This is a genomic window from Amycolatopsis sp. NPDC114505, from assembly GCF_055633615.1.
This window is the reverse complement of the sequence record NZ_JBVKDV010000005.1, coordinates 264,520-286,127: the sequence shown is the minus strand read 5'-3', so window position 1 is coordinate 286,127 and position 21,608 is coordinate 264,520. Positions and strand designations below refer to the sequence as shown.

Below are 21,608 nucleotides of genomic sequence, written 5' to 3'. Positions count from 1 at the left end.
CGTCAGTCTACGTGCGCTGTGCTCGTGACCGGGGCCACGGTGGTGCTCTTGTGCACCAGCGCGTCGCACAGGGCCAGCCAGCTCGCCTCGACGATGTTGCCGTGCACCCCGACCGTGGTCCACTCGCGCTCGCCGTCGGTGCTCTCGACCAGCACGCGCGTCACCGCGTCGGTGCCCGGGTGGCCCTGGAGGATGCGGACCTTGTAGTCGGCGAGCTCCACACTGTCCAACCAGGACAGGTGCGGGGAGAGCGCCTTCCGCAGCGCCGCGTCGAGCGCGTGCACCGGGCCGATGCCCTCGGCGGTGGCGATGACGCGCCGGCCGCCGACGTGCACCTTGACCGTCGCCTCGGAGACGACCTCGGCGTCGGCGCGGTGGTCGAGCACGACGCGGTAGGACTCGAGCTCGAACGGCGCCTCGACGGGTTCGTCGGCTTCCTGGCGCAGCAGGAGCTCGAGGGAGGCGTCGGCGGCCTCGAAGGACCACCCCTCCGATTCGAGGCGCTTGACCTTCGTGATGGCGCTCGTCAGCGCCTCGGGCCGGCCGGCAAGGTCGACCCCGAGCTCACGTCCCTTGAGCTCGAGGCTGGCCCTGCCGGCCATCTCGGTGACCAGTACCCGCATGTCATTGCCGACGGAAGACGGATCGATGTGGTTGTACAGCAACGGATCCACCTTGATCGCGCTCGCGTGCAGTCCCGCCTTGTGAGCGAAAGCCGACGCCCCTACGTAGGCCTGGTGGGTGTAGGGGGCGAGGTTGGCGATTTCGGCAAGGGCATGGGAGACCCGGGTGAGCTCGGCGGTACCTCCGGTCGGGAGGACCTCCATCCCGAGCTTGGTCACCAGGTTTCCCGTCACGGCGAAGAGGTCGGCGTTGCCGGCCCGCTCCCCGTAACCGTTGGCGGTGCACTGGACGTGCGTCACGCCGGCCTGCACCGCGGCGACGGAGTTCGCCACGGCGCAGGAAGTGTCGTCCTGACAGTGGATCCCGAGGCGGAATCCCGTCTTTTCCTTGATGGTCTTGACCGTTTCGGCGAGGCCGAGCGGCAGCTGCCCGCCGTTGGTGTCGCAGAGCACGAGGACGTCGGCACCCGCGTGCGCGGCGGCATCGAGGACCTTGAGCGAGGTTTCGGGCGAATGCGCGTAGCCGTCGAAGAAGTGCTCGGCGTCGAGGAAGACCCGCCGGCCTTCCTTCGTCAGGAATTCGACGGTGTCCCGGACCATGGCACAGGCTTCGTCGACGTCGACCCGGAGAGCGCGTTCGATGTGCCGCAGATCGGACTTCGCGACGAGGGTGATGACGGGTGCTTCGCTGTCGAGCAGCGCGCGGACCTGCGGATCGGCTTCGGCGGTGGTGCCGGCCTTGCGCGTGGCCCCGAAGGCGACGAGGGCCGCGTGCTTCAGCGTCAGCTCCCCCTTCGCGGCGCGGGCGAAGAACTCCGTGTCCTTGGGGAGCGCCCCCGGCCAGCCACCTTCGATGAACCCGACGCCGAGCTCGTCCAGCAGCCGCGCGACGGCCAGCTTGTCCTGGACGGAGTAGGAGACGCCCTCGCGCTGCGCACCGTCGCGCAGGGTCGTGTCGTAGAGGTGGAAGGCGTCGCCGAGCGGGGTATCGGCGGGCTCCTGGCGGGTCACGGTGGTCTCCTAATGCAGCGTCTCGAGGCGTTTCGGGCAACAAAAAAACCTCCCGCAAGGGTGCGAGAGGTTGCGCGCCGGGAGCTCTTGTGGAGCTATCGTCCGGCGCGCTCAACGATAATGATCGCGAAGCTGGTCACGGTCGCATCATGCCACAGGGTTTCGCCGGAAGTCCACAAGCTGGGTCAAGCTCCCACCATCCGGGATCGGCCCCGGACGCGAAGCCCCGCCCTCCCTGGGGGCAGGCCCTGGGTCCAGTCTATCGGCGGCCACCGACCGAACCGGCCGGAAAGCCGCTCGGCGGCCGGCTTGTCCACATCACGGTGGCGCTGTGGAAACCGAGGCGCTGTGGCGCTGCGGAAACCGGTGGCGCCGTGGAAACGGTGGAGCCGTGAACGCAGGACGCCCGGCTCGGGCACCGACGCCCTGCACCAGCGGGCCGTTCGCGCACCAACCGCGTACGAACGGACCGTTCGCACGGAAGCTCAAGGGTGATCCCCGCGACCGTAGCCGCCAACGCCCTTCGCAGGCGGGTTGGCTACGCGGTCGTGGCGCCACGGCCCCACACACGTCACGAACGGACCGTTCGCACCACCGCCTGCGCGCGAATGGACCGCTCGCACCACGACGAACAGACTGCTCGCCACACCGTCCGCGCGAACGGACCGTTCGCAGCAAGACCCGCACCCCTGGCCCGTCAGCACCGCGAGCACACGAAAGGACCACCAGCGCACCGCTGTCGTGCGAAAGGACCACACACGGAAACACGAAAAACCCCGCACCACCAGGGTGCGGGGCCTTTCGCAAGCGGAAAGCGGTCTCAGCCGGCCGTGCGCACGTTGGAAGAAACCAAAGCCGCCAGCCGGTCACCGATCGCCGTCGTCGCGCCCGGCGACGCCTGGTCCCGCGTGGCCAGGTCGAACGCCACCGAGGCCTCGATCCGCCGCGCCGATTCCTTCTGGCCCAGGTGGTCCAGCAGCAGGGCCACCGACAGGACCGCCGCCGTCGGGTCGGCGAGGCCCTGGCCCGCGATGTCCGGCGCCGAACCGTGGACCGGCTCGAACATGCTCGGGTTGCGGCGGGTCATGTCCAGGTTGCCGCTCGCCGCGAGGCCGATGCCGCCCGTGACCGCCGCCGCGAGGTCGGTGATGATGTCGCCGAACAGGTTGTCCGTCACGATCACGTCGAACCGGGACGGATCGGTCACCAGGTGGATGGTCGCCGCGTCCACGTGGGAGTACGCGACCGTCACGTCCGGGTGCTCCAGCGAGACCTCTTCGACGATCCGCGACCACAGCGAGCCGGCGAACGACAGCACGTTGGTCTTGTGCACCAGCGTCAGGTGCTTGCGCGGGCGGAGCTCGGCGCGGTTGAACGCGTCCGCGACGACGCGGCGGACGCCGAACGCCGTGTTGACGCTGACCTCCGTCGCGATCTCGTGCTCGGTGTCCTTGCGGATCAGGCCACCCGTGCCCGCGTACGGGCCTTCGGTGCCTTCGCGCACGACGACCATGTCGACGTCACCGGCGTCGGCCAGCGGTCCCCGGACACCCGGGTACAGCCGCGCCGGGCGCAGGTTGACGTGGTGGTCCATTTCGAACCGCAGGCGCAGCAGCAGGCCGCGCTCGAGGATGCCGCTCGGCACCGTCGGGTCGCCGACCGCGCCCAGCAGGATCGCGTCGTGCTGACGCAGTTCGCCGAGCACCGACTCCGGAAGCAGCTCACCGGTCGAGTGCCAGCGAGCGGCGCCGAGGTCGTAGTTCGTGATCTCCGCCGTCGGTAACACTTCGCCGAGCACCTTCAGCGCCTCGGAGACCACCTCGGGCCCGATCCCGTCTCCTGGGATCACCGCGAGCCGCATCCACACACCTCCGTCGACGAGGCCACCGGATGCACCGATGGCCCACCGCAACAAAACGCCAGCAGCCGGAAGGTTACCGGCCGTAGACAAACGGCCGTAGCCGCACCACCCTTATGCCGCATCCTCCCGCAGGGTGAGACACCCGATCGGGTGAACAAGGACGGGGCGCCCCCGGCGGAATCCCGCCGGAGACGCCCCTGTTCCTGCACAGATCGATCTTTCTTCGAACTAGCGCTGACCGGCCCCGATCGGCTGACGGTCATTGCCCGGCCGGGCACCCTGGGCGGCGTCCACCTTGACCACGTTCGCCCGGTTGCCCGCGGCGTTGTGGTGCTCGATGGCGAGCAGCCCGAGCGCGTTGTCGGCCGCAGCCGAGGCCGCGTTCCGGTTGACGACCAGCGCCGTTCCCGGCTTCGCGACGTAGCCCAGCGCGGCGTCGCCGCCACCCTGCACCGAATAGCCCGGCGCGAGCGCGTCGAACGAAAGCGGCGTGCCGACGTAGTCGATCAGCCCGTTCGTCGTGCCCGGTGCGACGTAGAAACCGCTCACACCCACCGTGTACGAGATGCGGTGGCTGTCGGCGTTCGCGTCGATGCCCAGCGCCGCCAGGGAAACCGGCAGCGTCAGCACGTTCGTGTCGAACACGTTCGTGTCGACGTCGCCGAGCTGGCCGTTGACGGCCTGGACGTCCACCTGCGGGAAGCCCGGGGTCAGCGCGACCGTGACGGCCAGCAGCACGTCCGTGGACGTCGCCTTGGTCACGTAGGTCTCGAAGTCCGGCGTCCCGTCCCCGGTGGTGTCGATGTCGACGAACGGCGAGGTGTTGCTGCCGATGTTCGCCCAGTCGCCCCAGGTGGACAGACCGAACGCGAGGATCGCGTTCTCCGGCTCACCCTGTTCCTTCGCCAGCGGCGCGGTGGAAGCCGCCCCGATGTAGCGGAGGTCGCCGCCCTTGGCCGTCTTGTTCACCGTGCAGTCGGTGACGACGTCCGCGTCGCACTCGGGCAGCTGCGGGGATTCCGCCTGCAGCTCGAGCACGCTGATCAGCGAGCGGTACCGCTGCGCGCCGGAGCCCTGGTCGACGCCCTTGCCGCTCAGGTTCAGCACGGCCTGGGTGGCGTCGGCGCCGAACTTCACCGACTGCGGCGTCGAAATCGTCGACACCGGCTTGGGCGCGGCGTAGACCGAAACCCGCAGCGGCACCTTGGCCCCGCTGGTCGGCGTGAAGGCGACGCGGCCGGAGGCGTCGGCGACGAACTGCCGGGCCAGACCGGCCTGGGTGGCCTGCATGGTCGGGTCCATGACCTTGCGCAGCGCCTTCGGGTCGGTGATCTTCAGCGTCACCTTGACCTTGGCGGTGCCGCGCGGGGTCAGCTTCACCGACTGCTTGTCCACTGTGTACTCGACACCCGGCAGCGCGTTGACCGCCTGGTAGGCCACGGTGTACTCGGCGGGCGTGACACCCTTGTTGACCAGCTTGATCGTCTTCGACAGCGTCACCGGCCCGGGGGCCTCGACCGTGCCGAAGCTGACGCTGACCGCGCCCGGGTCGTCCTGGACGTAGGCGAGCACCTGGTTGTCCAGCGCCGCCTTGGCGTCGATCCGGCCGCTGCCGACGCGCTGCGGCGCGTAGGTGTGGCCGGCGCCGTCGCCGACGTCGTGGCCGGCGGTGTCGATGACCGACGCCTTGACCTCCTCGACCGACCAGTCCGGGTGGGACTGGCGGACCAGTGCGGTGATGCCCGCGGTGTGCGGGGCGGCCATCGACGTGCCCGAGAGCACGGTCCGGCCGTTGCCGCTGCCGCGGAACGCCGAGGTGATCGTGTCACCCGGCGCGGCGACGTCCGGCTTGAGAGCCGGGCCGCGGGTGCCGCGCGAGGTGAACGAGCTCGGGGTGTCCACGATGGTCTTGTCGTAGGTCTGGACCGAGGCGCGCCCGGTGCCGTAGAGCCGGATCTGCAGCGTGCCCGCGGTCAGCGCCGCGCGCAGCGTCTTCGTCGCGGAGCCGGTGAACTGGAACATCGGGACCGCCGCGTTGCCCGCGATGCCCGCGCTGAAGTGCTCCAAAGTGGAGGACAGCAGCGCGCCCTTCGCCCCGGCCGCCTGGGCGTTGTTCGCCCGGGCCGCCGAACCACAGGCGCGGGTCGAGTCGTTGTCGTCCCACTCCAGCCAGACGAACTTGCCGGCGGCCTTCGCCTTGTCCTCGGCGGAGTACGGCGCGCAGCCCGCGTTGTTCGCCGCCGACAACGCGACGACGGGTGCGGTCAGGTTGAGCGTGTCGTAGCCGGCGTAGTTCTGGCTGTACTGCCCGGTCTTCTGGCCCTTCGCCGCGGTCGGCGCGGTGGCCTCGGCGGCGTCGCGCAGGATGCCCGCGTCCCGCGTGCTGGCCACGGTGAGCGCTTCGGGGGTGTTGCCCGGCGAGCCGGCGATGTCGTTGATGTCGCCGCCGTTGCCCGCGGAGATCACCGGCAGCACGTTGTTCGCGGCGAGCTTGCGCACGAACAGCGAGTCCGGGTCGTCCGGCGCGCCGAAGTCGGAGCCCAGCGACAGGTTGACGATGTCGAGGTGGTCGGTGAAGTCGCCGTCGCCGTCCGGGTCGAGCGCCCAGTCGAGCGCCTGCGAGGTGACGTTCGTCGAGCCCGCGCAGCCGAACACCTTGATGGCGTAGAGGAGCGACTTCGGCGCCGTGCCCGGGCCGATCTGCATCGCGTCGACCTTCTTGGCGTCCAGCTTCTTGTAGTCGCCCTTGAAGGTCTTGCCGTCGGCGGTGACGCCGAAGCCGCCGATGGTGCCGGCGACGTGCGTGCCGTGCTCACCGCAGGCCAGCGGGTTCGGGTCCGGCTTCGGGGTGGTCTTGCCCGCCGTCGCGGCGTCGTAGTCGTCGCCGACGAGGTCGGTGCCGCCGACGACCTTGGCGCTCGGGAAGAGCGGGGTCGGCTTGGTGCTGTCGACGCTCTTGTAGGCGGCCGGCGTGCCGGGGCCGCCGAAGTCGGCGTGGGTGTAGTCGATGCCGTCGTCGATGACGCCGACGCGGACGTTGTCACCGAACTTGCCGGTCTGCTGCCACGCGGCGAGCGTGTTGGTCAGCTGCTCGGCGCTGGCGTTGGTACGGGTCTTCGGCACGACCGTGCGGACCGCGACGACGTCCGCGCGCTTGGCGACCTCGCGCAGCTTCGCGGCGTCGGCCGTGACGACCACGCCGGGGACGGCGTTGGCGGTCTGGGTGACGACCTGCGGCTGGGCGTTGACCGAACGCAGCTGGCCGAGAACCGAGTTCACGGCGGCGGCGGTGTCGTCCTTGGCGACCCGGGCGGCGCGCTTGGCGGCTTCCTTGCCCTGGGGTTGCGCGGCGGTGAACGCGTCCACGGCGGGCTTCTTGGCCAGCTCGACGAACGCGGTGACGCGGCCCTGCGCGGCGGCCAGCCGCGGCGCGACCTTGCCCTGCAGCTTGGCGTCGTCGATCTTCGCCGGCGCCACTCCGTCGGCCAGAGGAGCGTCGGCGGCGCTCGCGACCGGCGCCCCGAGCGCGGCCGCCAGCACGACGGCGAAGAACGCCGTCGTGACGCGAGCGGGTAAGCGGGATCTGCTCATGAGTCGGCCCCTTACTCGAGGTCTGGACCCGAACCTGCCTGCCGCTCCTAGCACCCCCGACGGTGAAGCCACGGCGACCGCGCCGTGCCCTCGACGGCGCGTGGTTCGACCTCGCGGAGAGAACCTAATGCCCCAAAACACCTACTTACGTAGGCAAAGGACTCCGTTATCCAGATGTGATTGCGCGCAAAGGCCCCCTCGCCGCGAACGACGAGGGGGCCTTTGCGGGTGTTTCGCGTCAGTTGAAGTCGACGGCGCGGATCGTGTGCGCACCGACCGAAGCGCCGATCGGCTCCAGCAGGTGGGCGTCGATGTGGCGGTCGACGCGCAGCAGCATCACCGCGTCGGAGCCGTCGGTCGTCTGGCTGATCTGCGCGGCCTCGATGTTGATGCCGGCCTCGCCGAGCAGCGTCCCGACGCGGCCCATCACCCCCGGGCGGTCGCCGTACTCGACCAGCAGGACCGTGCCCTCGGCGCGCAGGTCGAACCCGCGGCCGTTGACCTCGACCAGCTTCTCGACCTCGTCCTTGCCGGTGACCGAACCGGACACGGTCAGCACCGCGCCGTCGGCGTGCACCGCGCGCACCGTGACCAGGCTGCGGAACTTCGGGCTCTCCGACTCGGTCTCCAGCTCGACCTGCACGCCCAGCTTCTCCGCCAGCTGCGGCGCGTTGACGAACGTGACCTGGTCCTCGACCACGCCGGTGAACACCCCGCGCAGCGCCGCGAGCTGCAGCACCCCGGTGTCCTCACTGGAGATCTCGCCCTTGACCTGCACGGTCACCGATGCCGGCGCCGTCGGGTTCAGGGCGGTGAGCAGCTGGCCGAGCTTCTGCGTCAGCGACAGGTACGGGCGGACGTGCTCGCCCACCGCGCCGCCGCCGGAGACGTTCACCGCGTCCGGCACGAAGTCGCCGCGCAGCGCCAGCAGCGTGGACTTCGCGACGTCGGTGCCCGCGCGGTCCTGCGCCTCGGCCGTCGACGCGCCCAGGTGCGGCGTCACGACGACGTTCGGCAGCTCGAACAGCGGGCTGGCCGTGGTCGGCTCGGTGACGAAGACGTCGATGCCGGCACCGCCGACGTGACCCGAGCGCAGCGCGTCGGCCAGGTCCTCTTCGACGATGAGCCCGCCGCGGGCGGCGTTCACGATGATGACGCCCGGCTTGGTCTTCTTCAGCGCCTCGGCGTCGATGAGGCCCTTGGTCTCCGGCGTCTTCGGCAGGTGGATGGAGATGGCGTCGGCGCGCGACAGGAGCTCGTCGAGGGTGACGAGCTCGATGCCGAGCTGGCCCGCGCGCGCGGCCGAGACGTAGGGGTCGTAGGCGATGATGTGCGTGTCGAACGCGGCGAGGCGCTGGGCGAACAGCTGGCCGATCTTGCCGAGGCCGACCACGCCGATGGTCTTGCCCTGCAGTTCCACACCGGAGAACGAGCTGCGCTTCCACTCGCCGGCGCGCAGGCTCTGGCTGGCGGCCGGGACGCGGCGCGCGACCGAAAGCAGCAGCGCGACGGCGTGCTCGGCGGCGGAGACGATGTTCGACGTCGGCGCGTTGACGACCAGGACGCCGCGCTCGGTGGCGGCGGGCACCTCGACGTTGTCCAGGCCGACGCCGGCGCGGGCGACGACCTTCAGCTGCGTCGTGGCGGCGAAGACTTCGGCGTCGACCTTCGTGGCGGAGCGCACCAGCAGCGCGTCGGCGCTCTTCACCGCCTCGAGCAGCGCGGAGCGGTCCGTCCCGTCGACGTGCCGGACCTCGACCTCGTCACCGAAAACACTCAGCACGGAGGGGGCGAGCTTCTCCGCGATGAGGACGACGGGTTTGCTGGGCTTGCTCACGATGCGGCTCCCACTATCTGGTCATTTCCAGGACGCTTTGTGTCGACAGACGGACTCAGCACGTCGTTGTGCCCCGGTCGAGGCGGAGTTTAACCCGCTGGGCCGCCCCCTGGCTTCCCATGGTGTTAACTCACTCGTAATCCCTCGAAAACAAGTGCCAGGAGGCGCTGCATGCCCTCCGGGCCGGGCAGGTGCCCGCCCGCCCAGGATGCCGCGTGCAGCAAGAGAAGAAGCTCGTGCGTGGTGACGTCCTTGCGTAGTGCGCCTTCTTTTTTCGCGCGTTCCACCAGGTGGGAACCGGCCTCCCGCATCGCGTGACACGACGCGTACAAACGGGACGATTCGTCACTGAGGGCGTCGGCGGTGAGCTCCACCAGGCCGCGGAACGTGCCGGTGGCGACGCCGAGCCCGGTCAGCCAGGTCTGCAGCGCGGCCAGCGGCTCGGGGTGGGTGAGCAGTTCGCGCGCCCGGTCGGCCTGCGCGTCGAACCGGGCGCGCAGCAGCGTCTCGAGCAGGGCCTCCCGGGTCGGGAAGTGCCGGTAGAGCGTGCCGATGCCGACCCCGGCGCGGCGCGCGATGTCTTCCAGCGACGCCTCGACGCCGTGCTCGGCGAAGGCACGCTGGGCCTCTTCGAGGAGGCGCTCGTAGTTGCGGCGGGCGTCCGCGCGCATCGGCTTGACTTCGGTCATCGCCCTTCCGACCCTACCGGGTAGCCAATCGGAGGCTACCTCCGTATATTAACCGGAGGCAGCCTCACATTACTGGAGGGAACGAGGATGACCCTGGTCGAAGACACGCGTGCCCGGCTCGGCGCCATCGGCGCCTGGCTGCCGAGCGCGCCCCTGCAACCAGCCCCGGACGTCGAGCGCGCGGCCACCCGCCGGGTCGCCGAAGCCGGCTACCGCTCGGTGTGGAGCGGCGAAGGACCCGGCACCCGCGAGGTGTTCGCCCACTTCGGCGACCTGCTCGCTTCGGTGCCGGACGTCGTGCTCGGCACCGGTATCGCGAACACCTGGCTGCGGCGCGGGGTGACCACCGAAAAGGGCGGCGCCACCCTCGCCCAGGCCCACCCGGGACGGTTCGTGCTCGGCATCGGCATCGGGCACGCGTTCCAGGCCACGAAGCTCGGCGAGGAGTACCGGCCGATCGACCGGATGCGCGCGTATCTGTCCGAAATGGACGCGGCGGCGACGGAGAACCCTTCTCCAGTGGCGTTTCCGCGCGTGCTGGCCGCCGTCGGACCGCAGATGCTGGAGCTGTCGCGCGATCTCGCCGACGGCGCGCACCCCTTCGCCCAGCCTGTGTCGCACACGCCGTACGCCCGCGGCATCCTGGGGCTGGACAAGCTGCTGATCCCGCAGCAGACCGTGCTGCTCGGCGGTCGCGAGGACGCCAGGGAGAGCGTGCGGCGGCGGGTGGCGCAGTCGCGCGAATACTCCGTCACGGTCTACCTCGCGGGCTGGAAACGGCTCGGCTACACCGATGCCGACATCGCGGGCCCCAGCGACCGGTTCGTCGACGACCTCGTCCTGTGGGGTGACGTTTCGACCATCGCGAAGCGACTGGACGAGCTCCTCGACGCGGGCGCGGACCACGTGCTGCTGACCCCGTCCGCGGCGACCTTCGAGTCCACTGTGGACCTGTTGCTGGAGCTGGCCCCGGAGGTCGTCCGATGAGCGTCGGGATCTGGCGGTTCTTCGACGGCGACCCGATTTCCGCGGTGCGCGAGACGGCCGCGGAGATCGAGGAGCTGGGTTTCGACGCGATCTGGTTCGGCGAATACGCCGGGCGGGAGGCGTTCACGCAGGCGGCGTTGCTCCTCGCGGCGACGTCGAAGCTGACGATCGCCACCGGCGTCGCGCGCTTCGACCAGCGTTCCCCGCTCGCGGCGGAAGGCGCCGTCCGCGCGTTGGGCGAGGCCTACCCGGGCCGGTTCATCGCCGGTCTGGGCGGGCACCGGCCGGGCGCGCGGCCGCTGACGGCGTTGCGCGAATACCTCGACGGGATGGACTCGGCCGAGCTGCCGGGACTCCCCCAGCCCGGCCCGCGGCCGCGCCGGGTGCTCGCGGCGCTGGGCCCGAAGCTGCTGGACCTGGCGGCCGAACGCGCCGACGGCGCCCACCCGTACTTCGTCCCGCCGGAACACACCGCGATGGCCCGCGAGCGGCTCGGGCCGGGCAAGTACCTGGCGGTCGAGCAGGCGGTTCTCCTGGACGCTTCCCCGTCGGCCGCGCGGGAGCACGTCGACCCGTACGTCCGGCAGGCGCGGCACCACCGGGAGAACCTGCGCCGCCTCGGCTTCACGGAGGAGGACCTGGCCGACGGCGGCAGCGCCCGCCTGGTCGACGCGATCGTCGCGACCGGCGAGCAGGCGGCGGCGAACCGCATCCAGGCCCACCTCGACGCGGGCGCCGACCACGTCTGCGTCCAGGTCCTGGCCCGGACCCCGGACTCCTACCGTCGCCTGGCGGACGTGCTCCGAGGGGCATCACTCGTGTCCTGACGGGCATCACCTGTGACTGGAGGGGCATCACGTCCGATGCCCGCGCAATCACGCGTGATGCCCCTCCAGTCACGCGTGATGCCCGTGCAATCACGCGCGATGCCCCTTCGATCACGCCGGAGTAGGGTGGCGGGACGCGGTGAGGGCCGCGTCCCGTCCGCGGAAAGGGCCGAGCCCACCCCCGCAGCACCGCACCACCAGCTCCGCACCTTCTTTCCTGCCCGGTGCCGGCGGACCACGGGCGTCGAGGGAAGGAGGCACCATGGGCACGTTGCCCGCCAAACCCAGCCTGGACCAGCTCCGCAAGCGCGCGAAGGACCTCGCACGCGCCGAAGGCGTCAAACTCTCCGAAGCGCAGTTCCGGATCGCCCGCGACCACGGCTTCCCGAGCTGGCCGAAACTCCAGGCGTACGTCCGGCGCGTCACGGACCACGGCGAAAACCTGCAGCACCCGTACCACCAGGACGTCCACTACTACGCCGAACGCGCGCTCGGCCTGCTCGCCTCGGCCGAGGACGAAACGCCCGGCGCGCGAAAGCCCTTCGAGCGCTGGGAACAACCGCTCACCCGGGACGGCGCACTCGTGGTCGTCGCCCGCGAACACGGTTTCGTTTCCTGGCGCACCCTCCGCGACCACGTCAAGTCCCTTGTGGACAGTGGGGAGCCGTTCGCGCGGGCGTACCGCGCGGTCGAAGCACGGGATCCCGAAGCCCTCAAAACGCTCCTCGACGAGTTCCCCGGCCTGGTCACCGCCCGCGGCACCAACGGCAACGACCTGCTCGGCATGGCCGGCGCCACCTGCGACGAGCGGCTCAGCAAGATCCTGCTCGACCACGGTGCCGACCCGGCCCGCGGCAACGTCCACGGCTGGACGCCACTGCACCAGGCCGCCTACAGCAACCTCCCGCTCCTGCTCGACCTGCTGCTCGACGCGGGCGCCCCGGTCGATGTCTCCGCCCGCGGTGACGGCGGCACTCCCCTGGTCGTCGCGCTGTTCTGGGGCCACCGCGAGGCCGCGGAGAAGCTGGCGCCCCACAGCCGGGCGCCCGGCAACCTGCGCGTCGCGGCCGGGCTCGGCGACGCGGACCTCCTCGACGAGCTCCTGCGACCGGGGCACCCCGCGGCCGGCGCGCACCGCGGCTTTTACCGCCCGCACAGCGGTTTCCCGGCCTGGCACCCGGCGGACGACCCCGCCGAGGCCAAGAACGAAGCACTGGCCTGGGCCGCCCGCAACGACCGCGTCGACGCACTCCGCACGCTCGTCGAGCGGGGCGCCGACGTCGACGCGGACGTCTACCGCGGCACCGCCCTCGCGTGGGCGGCGGCCACCGGCCGGATCGCCGCGATCCGGACGGTGCTCGACCTCGGCGCGGACGTGAACCGGAAGGGCACCTTCGGAGGCCCGAACCACGGCGAAGGCGTCACGGCGCTGCACCTCGCCGCGCAGTCCGGGCACCTGGACGCGATCCGCGTCCTCGTCGGGCACGGCGCCGACCTCGGCGCCCGGGACGGGATCTTCACCAGCACCCCGGAGACGTGGGCCGACGTGTGCGAGCAGCCGGCCGCCCGGGATCTCATCCGCTCCCTGTAGACAACCGGAGTCTGCAGTCCGTATCGTCGGAGACGGACTACAGACTCCGTTTTGCCACTGGGAGGATTCATGACCACACCCCGCGACGTGTTCGCCGCCCTGTCCGACGGCATCGGCGACGGACGGTTCGGCGAGCTTTCCGCGCTCTACGCCGAAGACACCGTCGTCGAACACCCCCAAGCCGTGCCGCGGCCGACGCGGCTCACCGGCCGCGCGGCCGTGCACGAGCGGTTCGCCGGCCCGCTCGCGACGGCGGTCCGGCTCAAGCCCAAGAACGTGGTCGTCCACGAGACGACGGATCCCGAGGTGATCGTCGCCGAATACGACTACGACGCCGAGTCGGTCGAAACCGGCCGGACGACCACGGCCGCCAACATCCAGGTCCTGCGCGTGCGCGACGGCCTGATCGTCCATTCCCGCGACTACCACGACTTCCTGCGGCTCGCGGCGCTCCACGACGGCGTCGACCTGCTGGCCAAGGCCTACGAGCAGGCACCGCCACGGGTTCTTTCACCGGTCACGCCGGAGACCTCGGGCACGGTGTTCGAGCGGCTCGTGCACGGCGTCGCCGGCGGGCGCTGGGACGAGCTGCCGGAGCTGTACGCCGAGGAAACCCACGTGACGCACCCGTTCCTGCCGGGCTCGAGCGTGGTCCGCACGCGCGACGAGCTGCGAGAGCACTTCGCGGCGGGCAAGGCGTTGAACCCCGGCTTCTCGGTGACGGACCTGGTCACCTACCAGGGCACCGACCCGGAGGTCCTCATCGGCGAGTTCGCCTACCAGGGCGAGTACGGCGGCAAGCCGGTGCGGATCGCCAACATCTTCTCGATGCGCGTGCGCGACGGCCTGGTCGTCGAATCCCGCGACTACGGCGACCACCTCGCCATCGCGGGCGAGCTGGGGAAGATCCCCGAGCTGGCGGCGAAGCTCTAGGCCTGCGCGAGGTCTTCGGGCAGGTCGAACTCGCCGTCGCGGACGCCCTTGAGGAACGCGTCCCACTCGGACGGGGTGAAGACGAGGACCACGCCGCCGGGGTCGGTCGACTTCCGCATCGCGGTGTAGGTGACGCCGTCGGTGTGCGGGATGTGCGCGTATTCGACGACCTCGTCGAGCGTGACGCCCGCCGGCTCGGCCCGGACCCATTCCGCCTTCGACAGGTCCAGCTCGTGCCGGATGTGCGCCTTGTCATCGCTCATGTGAATAGCGTAACCAAGCGCCGGAAGCACTGAAGGGGACGCCCCGAGCGGGCGTCCCCTTCAGCGTCCAACCAAAAAAGATCAGGCGGTCTCGGTGATCGGCCGGTCCACCCACGACATCAGGTCGCGCAGCTTCTTGCCGGTCGCCTCGATCGGGTGCTGGTTGCCCTGCTCCTCGAGCTTGGTGAAGTTCGGCCGGCCGGCCTCGTCCTCGGCGACCCACTCACGCGCGAACGTGCCGTCCTGGATCTCGCCGAGGATCTTCTTCATCTCTTCCTTGACCGCCGGCGAGATGACGCGCGGGCCGCGGGTCAGATCGCCGTACTCGGCGGTGTCGGAGATCGAGTAGCGCTGGCGCGCGATGCCGCCCTCGTACATGAGGTCGACGATCAGCTTCAGCTCGTGCAGCACCTCGAAGTAGGCGATCTCCGGGGCGTAACCGGCCTCGGTGAGCACCTCGAACCCGGTCTGCACCAGCGCGGACGCGCCACCGCAGAGCACGGCCTGCTCGCCGAAGAGGTCGGTCTCGGTCTCCTCGGTGAACGTCGTCTTGATGACGCCGGCGCGGGCACCACCGATGGCGGCCGCGTAGGAGAGGGCGAGCGCCTGCGCGTTGCCGGTGGCGTCCTGCTCGACCGCGATGAGCGCCGGGACGCCCTTGCCGTCGACGAACTGGCGGCGCACGAGGTGACCCGGGCCCTTCGGGGCGACCATCGCGACGTCGACGTTGGCCGGCGGCTTGATCAGGTCGTAGCGGATGTTGAAGCCGTGCCCGAAGAAGATCGCGTCGCCGTCCTTGAGGTTCGGCGCGATGTCCTGCTCGTAGATGAAGCGCTGCTTCGTGTCCGGAGCCAGGATCATGATCAGGTCGGCTTCGGCCGACGCCTCGGCCGGGGTGAGCACGCGCAGGCCCTGCTCCTCGGCCTTCGCCCGCGACTTGGACCCCTCGGGCAGGCCGATGCGGACGTCGACGCCGGAGTCGCGCAGGCTCAGCGAGTGGGCGTGGCCCTGGCTGCCGTAGCCGATCACGGCGACCTTGCGCCCCTGGATGATCGAGAGGTCGGCGTCGTCGTCGTAGAAGATTTCCACTGCCATGGGGGTTACTGCTTCCTTTCCTGACTGACTTGCTTCTAGCGCGGGGAGGTGGCGGTGATCGAACGGGCGCCTCGGCCCACCGCGACCATGCCGGACTGCACCAGCTCGCGGATGCCATAGGGCTCCAGCATCCGCAGCAGCGCACCGATCTTGTCGGACGTCCCGGTGGCCTCGACGGTGAGCGCCTCGGGAGAGACGTCCACCACCTTGGCGCGGAAGAGCTGGACGGTTTCGAGGACCTGGCTGCGCACGGTGTTGTCGGCGCGGACCTTGACCAGCAGCAGTTCACGCTGCACGGCGGTCGACTGCTCCAGCTCGACGATCTTGATCACGTTGACCAGCTTGTTGAGCTGCTTCGTCACCTGTTCGAGCGGTAGCTCTTCCACGGCGACCACGATCGTCATGCGGGACACCTCGGGGTTTTCCGTGGGCCCGACGGCGAGGGACTCGATGTTGAAACCGCGGCGGGAGAACAGGCCCGAGACGCGCGCGAGCACACCCGGCTTGTTTTCGACCAGCACACTCAGCGTGTGGACGCTCATCTCAGCGCTCACCTTCCAGGGCGGCTTCCGCGGCGGCCTCGGTCGTCTCCACCGAAACCTCGTCGTCGTCGAACAGCGGCCGGATGCCCCGGACCGCCATGATCTCGTCGTTGCCGGTGCCGGCCGCGACCATCGGCCACACCTGGGCATCCTTCCCCACGACGAAGTCGATCACGACGGGGCGGTCGTTGATCTCCATCGCGCGGCGGATGGTGGCGTCGACGTCTTCCTTCGTCTCGCAGCGCAGGCCCGCACAACCCAGGGCCTCGGCGAGCAGCACGAAGTCCGGGATGCGGTGCTTGTGCGTGCCGAGGTCGGTGTTGGAGTACCGCTCCGAGTAGAAGAGGTTCTGCCACTGCCGGACCATGCCCAGGTTGCCGTTGTTGATGACGGCGACCTTGATCGGCGCGCCCTCGATGGCGCAGGTGGCCAGCTCCTGGTTGGTCATCTGGAAGCAGCCGTCGCCGTCGATCGCCCACACCGGGGTGCCGGGGACGCCGAACTGCGCGCCCATCGCCGCGGGCACCGCGTAGCCCATGGTGCCGAGGCCGCCGGAGTTGATCCAGGTGCGCGGGTTCTCGTACTTGACGAACTGCGCGGCCCACATCTGGTGCTGGCCGACACCGGCGGCGTACACCGCGTCCGGGCCGACGAGCTGCCCGATCCGCTCGATGACGTACTGCGGCGACAGCGAACCGTCGTCCGGCCACTCGTAGCCGGCCGGGTAGTCGTCGCGCCAGCCGTTGGCCTGGGTCCACCAGTCGGTGAGGTCGGGCTTGCCGCCGTGCTCGAACTCGGTCTGCACGGCGGTGATCAGCTCGCCGATGATCTCCTTGCAGTCGCCCACGATCGGGACGTCCGCCTTGCGGTTCTTGGAGATCTCGGCCGGGTCGATGTCGGCGTGCACGATCGCGGCGTCCGGCGCGAACGACGACAGCTGGCCGGTGACGCGGTCGTCGAACCGGGCGCCGAGCGCGACCAGCAGGTCGGCGCGCTGCATGGCGGCGACGGCGGCGACCGTGCCGTGCATGCCCGGCATGCCGAGGTGCTGCGGGTGCGAGTCGGGGAACGCGCCGCGCGCCATCAGCGTGGTGACGACCGGGATGCCGGTCAGCTCGGCGAGCTGCTTCAGCTGCTCGTGCGCCTCCGCCTTGATCACGCCGCCACCGACGTAGAGCACCGGGCGACGCGACTTCGCGATGAGCTTCGCGGCTTCGCGGACCTGCTTGCCGTGCGGGCGCAGCGTGGGGCGGTAGCCCGGCAGCCGCAGCTCGGTCGGCCAGGAGAACGAGGTCATCTCCTGCAGCACGTCCTTGGGGATGTCCACCAAGACCGGGCCCGGCCGGCCCGTGGACGCCAGGTGGAACGCCTCGGCGATCGTCCGCGGGATCTCCGCCGGGTCGGTCACGAGGAAGTTGTGCTTGGTGATCGGCATGGTGATGCCGCAGATGTCGGCTTCCTGGAACGCGTCGGTGCCGATCAGCGCCCGGGACTGCTGCCCGGTGATGGCCACGACCGGGACGGAGTCCATGTTCGCGTCGGCCAGCGGGGTGACGAGGTTGGTCGCGCCCGGGCCCGAGGTCGCCATGCAGACGCCGACCTTGCCGGTGGCCTGCGCGTAGCCGGTGGCCGCGTGCCCCGCGCCCTGCTCGTGGCGGACCAGGATGTGGCGGACCTTCGTCGAGTCCAGCAGCGGGTCGTAGGCGGGCAGGATGGTGCCGCCCGGAATGCCGAAGACCACCTCGGCGCCGACCGCCTCGAGGGAGCGCACGAGGGACTGCGCGCCGGTGACGCGCACCGGGGTTCCCGCCGGTGGCGCCGGCTTCGGACGTGCTCCGGGCGTTCCGGGCGTCGGCCCGGGTTTCGCGTCGCTGCGCGACGTGGCACTGGTCATCGGTTCTGCCTCGTGGGTCTCGGTGTCACTCGTTCGGGTCTTTTTTTGGGCTCGCTTGGTGCGGTGGGGCGGGGAATCTCTTCCCGTGGGCAACAAAAAACCCTCGCCGACCGTAAGGTCGCACGAGGGTTCGCGCGTCGACGCAGCGGAAAGTCTTCCCTAAGCGTCGACGCGCTTGGGAAGTACGAGGCCGGTCAGCGGTGTCACGACGCTGACGCTAGTCCGAAGGTCTCTCAGGTGTCAACTCTGCGGGATGACGTGTCCGCATCGTGGACACCGGCGCGGCGCATGTCACTCGCATCCGACCCGGTTCCGGGCTGGTCCGCGCCGCGGTGCACCATTTCGGGGTGGCCGAAAAAGAGCAGGACGAAGGCCGGAAGGCCGTCTTCCGGATCCCCCGCACGTCGTTCATGGCGATCGCGCTCCTGACGCTCTGCGTGACGCCGATCGCGCTCGGCGAAATCCCGTACCTGCAGTGGCTCTACATCTTCCCGATCGCGCTCGCGGTGTTCGTGGTCCGGACCCGCACGATCGCGACCCGCACGGGGCTGGCGACGCGCACGATGTTCGGCCACCGCGACGTCCCGTGGTCGGCGCTCAAGGGACTGGCGATCACCAAGAAGTCCCGCGTGCAGGCGGTGCTCGAGGACGACACGAAGGTGCCGCTGCCGACCGTTCGGACCCGGCACCTGCCGGTGCTTTCGCTGGTCAGCGAGGGTCTCGTCGCCGACCCGAGCGGCTTGCTGGACACCGAGGACGTCAAGCCGGCCAAGCCCGAGACGTCGCCCAGCGAGTAACCCTCGGGAACCCGTGGGCTAAATTGGTAGGACCAGTTTCGCCGGAGCGTCCCCGACCTCCGCCTGGCCCACCATTCCGACCTGGGAGTTCGCCGTGCCGCCTCTCCGTTCCCGGACCACCACCCACGGCCGCAACGCGGCGGGCGCGCGCTCGCTCTGGCGCGCCACCGGCATGACCGACAGCGACTTCGGCAAGCCGATCGTGGCGATCGCCAACTCCTACACGCAGTTCGTGCCCGGCCACGTGCACCTCAAGGACCTCGGCGAGATCGTCGCCGGCGCGGTCAAGGAAGCCGGCGGCGTCGCGCGCGAGTTCCACACGATCGCCGTCGACGACGGCATCGCCATGGGCCACTCCGGCATGCTCTACTCGCTGCCCTCGCGCGAGATCATCGCCGACTCGGTCGAGTACATGGTCAACGCGCACCAGGCCGACGCGCTCGTCTGCATCTCCAACTGCGACAAGATCACCCCGGGCATGCTCAACGCCGCGATGCGGCTCAACATCCCGGTCGTGTTCGTCTCCGGCGGCCCGATGGAGGCCGGCAAGGCCGTTGTCGTCGGCGGGGTCGCGCAGGCGCCGACCGACCTGATCACGGCGATCGCGGCGTCGGCCAGCCCCGACGTCGACGAGGACGGGCTCGACATCGTCGAGCGCTCGGCTTGCCCGACCTGCGGCTCATGCTCCGGCATGTTCACCGCGAACTCGATGAACTGCCTCACCGAGGCGCTGGGGCTCTCCCTGCCGGGCAACGGTTCCACGCTGGCGACGCACGCCGCGCGCCGCGCGCTGTTCGAGGAGGCCGGGCGCACGGTCGTCGAGCTGTGCAAGCGCTGGTACGAGCAGGACGACGAGTCCGCGCTGCCGCGCTCGATCGCCACGCGCGAGGCGTTCGAGAACGCGATGGCCCTCGACATGGCGATGGGCGGCTCGACGAACACCGTGCTGCACATCCTCGCCGCCGCCCAGGAGGGCGAGGTCGACTTCACGATCGCCGACATCGACGCGATCGGCCGCCGCGTGCCGTGCCTGTCGAAGGTGGCGCCGAACTCCGACTACCACATGGAGGACGTCCACCGGGCGGGCGGAATCCCGGCGATCCTCGGCGAGCTGTACCGCGGCGGCCTGCTGAACACCGACGTCCGGTCGGTGCACTCCCCGGACATCGAGTCGTGGCTCGGTTCGTGGGACATCCGGGCTTCCTCGCCTTCCGCTGTTGCTCTGGAGCTCTTCCACGCGGCACCGGGCGGAGTCCGCACGACCCAGGCGTTCTCGACTTCCAATCGGTGGTCGTCACTGGACACCGACGCGGCCGGGGGTTGCATCCGCGACGTCGAGCACGCGTACACGAAGGACGGCGGCCTGGCGATCCTGCGCGGCAACCTCGCCGAGAACGGAGCGGTGATCAAGGCCGCGGGCATCGACGAGGACCTGTGGCACTTCGAGGGCCCGGCGCGGGTGCTGGAGAGCCAGGAGGAGGCGGTGTCGGCGATCCTCAAGAAGGAGATCCAGCCCGGCGAGGTCCTGGTGATCCGCTACGAGGGCCCGGCGGGAGGCCCGGGCATGCAGGAGATGCTGCACCCGACGGCATTCCTCAAGGGGTCCGGCCTCGGCAAGAAGTGCGCCCTGATCACGGACGGCCGGTTTTCGGGCGGATCATCGGGCATTTCGGTGGGCCACATCTCCCCGGAGGCGGCGGCAGGCGGTCTGATCGCCCTGGTGGAGAACGGCGACCGGATCCTGTTGGACATCCACGAGCGCCGCTTGGAGCTGCTGGTGGACCCGGAGGTGCTGGCCGAGCGCCGCTCGAAGATGGAGGCATCCGAGCGGCCTTGGCAGCCGAAGGACCGCCAGCGCCCGGTGACGGCGGCCTTGCGCGCGTACGCCCGGATGGCGACGTCCGCGGACACGGGCGCGGTCCGCGACGTGAACAAGTAGGTCTCGCTTGAGCCGGGACCGCGGGTTCCGGCTCAAGCCGGGCAGTAAGTCTCGGTTCGAGCCGGGCAGCAAGTCCCGCTTCGAGCCGGAACCGTGAGTTCCGGCTCAAGCCGGGCAGCGGGTTCCGGTTCGAGTTGGGGCAGCAAGCCCCGGCTTGATTCGGGACCGTGAGTTCCGGCTTGAGCCGGGGCAGCAAGTCCCCGCCTCGAGTTGGGGCAGCGTGTTCCGGCCAAGCCGCGGCAGTAAGTCTCGGCTCGAACCGGGGCGGCGTGTTCCGGCTCGAGCCGCGGCAGCAGGTTTCGGCTCGGGCCGCGGCAGCAAGTCTCGACACGAGCCGGGCAGTAAGTCTCGGCGCAAGCCGCGAAGGCCGTCCCGCTTCCGGGGCGGCCTTTCGGCGTCCGGACCCCTCGGGCCATGAGGGGGACCCCCGGTTTCAACGTTACCGGCGAGCACCGACACTTCCGCCCCCGCGAAGCCGAGTTGTCCACAGCCCCGCCCCGCGAAGCGAGTTTGTCCACAGCCCTCGCCACCACAACCGCTACCGCGTCAAAACAATGACCACCACGGCAGCCGCGGCCGCCAGCAACAACGACACCAGCGCCAACGGCAACGGCCGCTTCCGCCAAGGCGTGTTCCGCTCCAGCGAAATCGGCCCGGACCCGGTGAACAGCAGGCTCAGCGCCGAAGCCGCCACCAGCAGTTCGAACTCGAACCCCTGCCCCTGTCCCTCGAAGAACCCGCCGTGGAACTTCGCGTAAACGGCGTTCGCCGCCACCCCCAGCAGTCCCGCCGCGGCCAGCGGCGTGAACAGCCCGACGATCACCAGTACGCCGCCGCCGAGCTCGGTGATGCCGGTGATCCACGACAGCAGCGTCGTCTGCTTGTGGTACCCGAACGTCTCCAGCGCCCGCGCGAACCCGCCGATGCCCGGCCCGCCGAACAGGCCGAACAGGTGCTGCAGGCCGTGCGCGCCCATGGTCGCGCCGAGCGCCACCCGCAGGATCAGCAGGCCGAGGCCCAGCCCGCCCTGGCGGGGGGTGTCGTCGGGCCCGTCGTCCTGGACGTCCGAAAGGAGGCTGGTGGGCTGCTGCGAAAAGTCGTCTCCACTGCTCACGCGCGAAGAGTAGG

The 21,608-nt window shown here is 70.3% G+C and carries 16 protein-coding genes; 6 read left to right on the top strand and 10 right to left on the bottom strand.

The window, feature by feature from the left end:
* Positions 1 to 2 precede the first annotated feature (2 nt).
* The 5 genes from cimA to ACZ7OU_RS44190 all read right to left on the bottom strand — a co-directional run bounded on the left by cimA (position 3) and on the right by ACZ7OU_RS44190 (position 9,612).
* Positions 3 to 1,634 (bottom strand): citramalate synthase, encoded by a 1,632-nt coding sequence (gene cimA / locus ACZ7OU_RS44210; protein ID WP_470259864.1) that lies wholly within the window; start codon positions 1,632 to 1,634, stop codon positions 3 to 5.
* Positions 1,635 to 2,454: 820 nt separating this feature from the next.
* Positions 2,455 to 3,495: a 3-isopropylmalate dehydrogenase gene (locus ACZ7OU_RS44205; RefSeq protein ID WP_470245175.1), complete on the bottom strand. Its 1,041-nt coding sequence runs from the start codon at positions 3,493 to 3,495 to the stop codon at positions 2,455 to 2,457.
* 228 nt (positions 3,496 to 3,723) lie between these two features.
* Positions 3,724 to 7,086 (bottom strand): S8 family serine peptidase, encoded by a 3,363-nt coding sequence (locus ACZ7OU_RS44200; RefSeq protein WP_470259863.1) that lies wholly within the window; start codon positions 7,084 to 7,086, stop codon positions 3,724 to 3,726.
* 238 nt (positions 7,087 to 7,324) lie between these two features.
* Entirely contained in the window at positions 7,325 to 8,923 is a 1,599-nt protein-coding gene (serA, locus tag ACZ7OU_RS44195) for a phosphoglycerate dehydrogenase (protein WP_470245177.1), read from the bottom strand.
* Positions 8,924 to 9,048: 125 nt separating this feature from the next.
* Positions 9,049 to 9,612, bottom strand: coding sequence for a TetR/AcrR family transcriptional regulator (locus ACZ7OU_RS44190; protein WP_470245178.1), 564 nt, complete (start codon positions 9,610 to 9,612; stop codon positions 9,049 to 9,051).
* 87 nt (positions 9,613 to 9,699) lie between these two features.
* Between ACZ7OU_RS44190 and ACZ7OU_RS44185 the strand changes: the two genes are divergently transcribed.
* The 4 genes from ACZ7OU_RS44185 (at position 9,700) to ACZ7OU_RS44170 (ending at position 13,950) form a co-directional block, all read left to right on the top strand.
* On the top strand, positions 9,700 to 10,599 hold the full coding sequence (locus ACZ7OU_RS44185; protein WP_470259862.1) for a TIGR03620 family F420-dependent LLM class oxidoreductase: 900 nt from the start codon (positions 9,700 to 9,702) through the stop codon (positions 10,597 to 10,599).
* Positions 10,596 to 11,426: a TIGR03620 family F420-dependent LLM class oxidoreductase gene (locus tag ACZ7OU_RS44180; RefSeq protein WP_470259861.1), complete on the top strand. Its 831-nt coding sequence runs from the start codon at positions 10,596 to 10,598 to the stop codon at positions 11,424 to 11,426. Before ACZ7OU_RS44185 ends, ACZ7OU_RS44180 begins: the two co-directional genes overlap by 4 nt.
* A gap of 262 nt (positions 11,427 to 11,688) precedes the next feature.
* Positions 11,689 to 13,017 (top strand): ankyrin repeat domain-containing protein, encoded by a 1,329-nt coding sequence (locus tag ACZ7OU_RS44175; protein ID WP_470259860.1) that lies wholly within the window; start codon positions 11,689 to 11,691, stop codon positions 13,015 to 13,017.
* A 69-nt stretch (positions 13,018 to 13,086) separates the two neighbouring features.
* Entirely contained in the window at positions 13,087 to 13,950 is an 864-nt protein-coding gene (locus tag ACZ7OU_RS44170; protein WP_470245182.1) for a nuclear transport factor 2 family protein, read from the top strand.
* Here ACZ7OU_RS44170 and ACZ7OU_RS44165 read toward each other — a convergent pair.
* From ACZ7OU_RS44165 to ACZ7OU_RS44150, 4 genes are all read right to left on the bottom strand, one after another.
* On the bottom strand, positions 13,947 to 14,213 hold the full coding sequence (locus ACZ7OU_RS44165; RefSeq protein WP_470245183.1) for a DUF397 domain-containing protein: 267 nt from the start codon (positions 14,211 to 14,213) through the stop codon (positions 13,947 to 13,949). The two genes, ACZ7OU_RS44170 and ACZ7OU_RS44165, sit on opposite strands and share 4 nt — an antisense overlap.
* An 81-nt stretch (positions 14,214 to 14,294) precedes the next feature.
* Positions 14,295 to 15,308 (bottom strand): ketol-acid reductoisomerase, encoded by a 1,014-nt coding sequence (gene ilvC, locus ACZ7OU_RS44160; RefSeq protein ID WP_323331932.1) that lies wholly within the window; start codon positions 15,306 to 15,308, stop codon positions 14,295 to 14,297.
* Between the two features lie 35 nt (positions 15,309 to 15,343).
* On the bottom strand, positions 15,344 to 15,850 hold the full coding sequence (gene ilvN / locus ACZ7OU_RS44155; protein WP_003080760.1) for an acetolactate synthase small subunit: 507 nt from the start codon (positions 15,848 to 15,850) through the stop codon (positions 15,344 to 15,346).
* A 1-nt stretch (position 15,851) separates the two neighbouring features.
* Positions 15,852 to 17,744 carry an acetolactate synthase large subunit gene (locus ACZ7OU_RS44150; RefSeq protein WP_470245184.1) on the bottom strand — a complete coding sequence of 631 codons (1,893 nt, stop codon included), beginning with the start codon at positions 17,742 to 17,744 and terminating at the stop codon, positions 15,852 to 15,854.
* A gap of 347 nt (positions 17,745 to 18,091) precedes the next feature.
* Here ACZ7OU_RS44150 and ACZ7OU_RS44145 point away from each other — a divergent pair, with 347 nt between their 5' ends.
* The gene (locus tag ACZ7OU_RS44145; RefSeq protein ID WP_470259859.1) at positions 18,092 to 18,541 is read left to right on the top strand and encodes a PH domain-containing protein; all 450 of its coding nucleotides are present in this window, start codon (positions 18,092 to 18,094) and stop codon (positions 18,539 to 18,541) included.
* A 94-nt stretch (positions 18,542 to 18,635) separates the two neighbouring features.
* Positions 18,636 to 20,480, top strand: a complete 1,845-nt coding sequence (gene ilvD, locus ACZ7OU_RS44140; RefSeq protein WP_470259858.1) for a dihydroxy-acid dehydratase — start codon at positions 18,636 to 18,638, stop codon at positions 20,478 to 20,480.
* Between the two features lie 538 nt (positions 20,481 to 21,018).
* On the opposite strand, the gene ACZ7OU_RS44135 is transcribed toward ilvD, so the two are convergent.
* Positions 21,019 to 21,594: a DoxX family protein gene (locus ACZ7OU_RS44135; protein WP_470245187.1), complete on the bottom strand. Its 576-nt coding sequence runs from the start codon at positions 21,592 to 21,594 to the stop codon at positions 21,019 to 21,021.
* Between the last annotated feature and the right edge of the window lie 14 nt (positions 21,595 to 21,608).

Coding starts and splice junctions, on each gene's coding strand:
- ACZ7OU_RS44205 (WP_470245175.1), bottom strand. CDS start 3,495: ATGCGGCTCGCGGTGATCCCAGGAGACGGGATCGGGCCCGAGGTGGTC.
- ACZ7OU_RS44200 (WP_470259863.1), bottom strand. CDS start 7,086: ATGAGCAGATCCCGCTTACCCGCTCGCGTCACGACGGCGTTCTTCGCC.
- ACZ7OU_RS44190 (WP_470245178.1), bottom strand. CDS start 9,612: ATGACCGAAGTCAAGCCGATGCGCGCGGACGCCCGCCGCAACTACGAG.
- ACZ7OU_RS44185 (WP_470259862.1), top strand. CDS start 9,700: ATGACCCTGGTCGAAGACACGCGTGCCCGGCTCGGCGCCATCGGCGCC.
- ACZ7OU_RS44180 (WP_470259861.1), top strand. CDS start 10,596: ATGAGCGTCGGGATCTGGCGGTTCTTCGACGGCGACCCGATTTCCGCG.
- ACZ7OU_RS44175 (WP_470259860.1), top strand. CDS start 11,689: ATGGGCACGTTGCCCGCCAAACCCAGCCTGGACCAGCTCCGCAAGCGC.
- ACZ7OU_RS44170 (WP_470245182.1), top strand. CDS start 13,087: ATGACCACACCCCGCGACGTGTTCGCCGCCCTGTCCGACGGCATCGGC.
- ACZ7OU_RS44165 (WP_470245183.1), bottom strand. CDS start 14,213: ATGAGCGATGACAAGGCGCACATCCGGCACGAGCTGGACCTGTCGAAG.
- ilvC (WP_323331932.1), bottom strand. CDS start 15,308: ATGGCAGTGGAAATCTTCTACGACGACGACGCCGACCTCTCGATCATC.
- ilvN (WP_003080760.1), bottom strand. CDS start 15,850: ATGAGCGTCCACACGCTGAGTGTGCTGGTCGAAAACAAGCCGGGTGTG.
- ACZ7OU_RS44150 (WP_470245184.1), bottom strand. CDS start 17,744: ATGACCAGTGCCACGTCGCGCAGCGACGCGAAACCCGGGCCGACGCCC.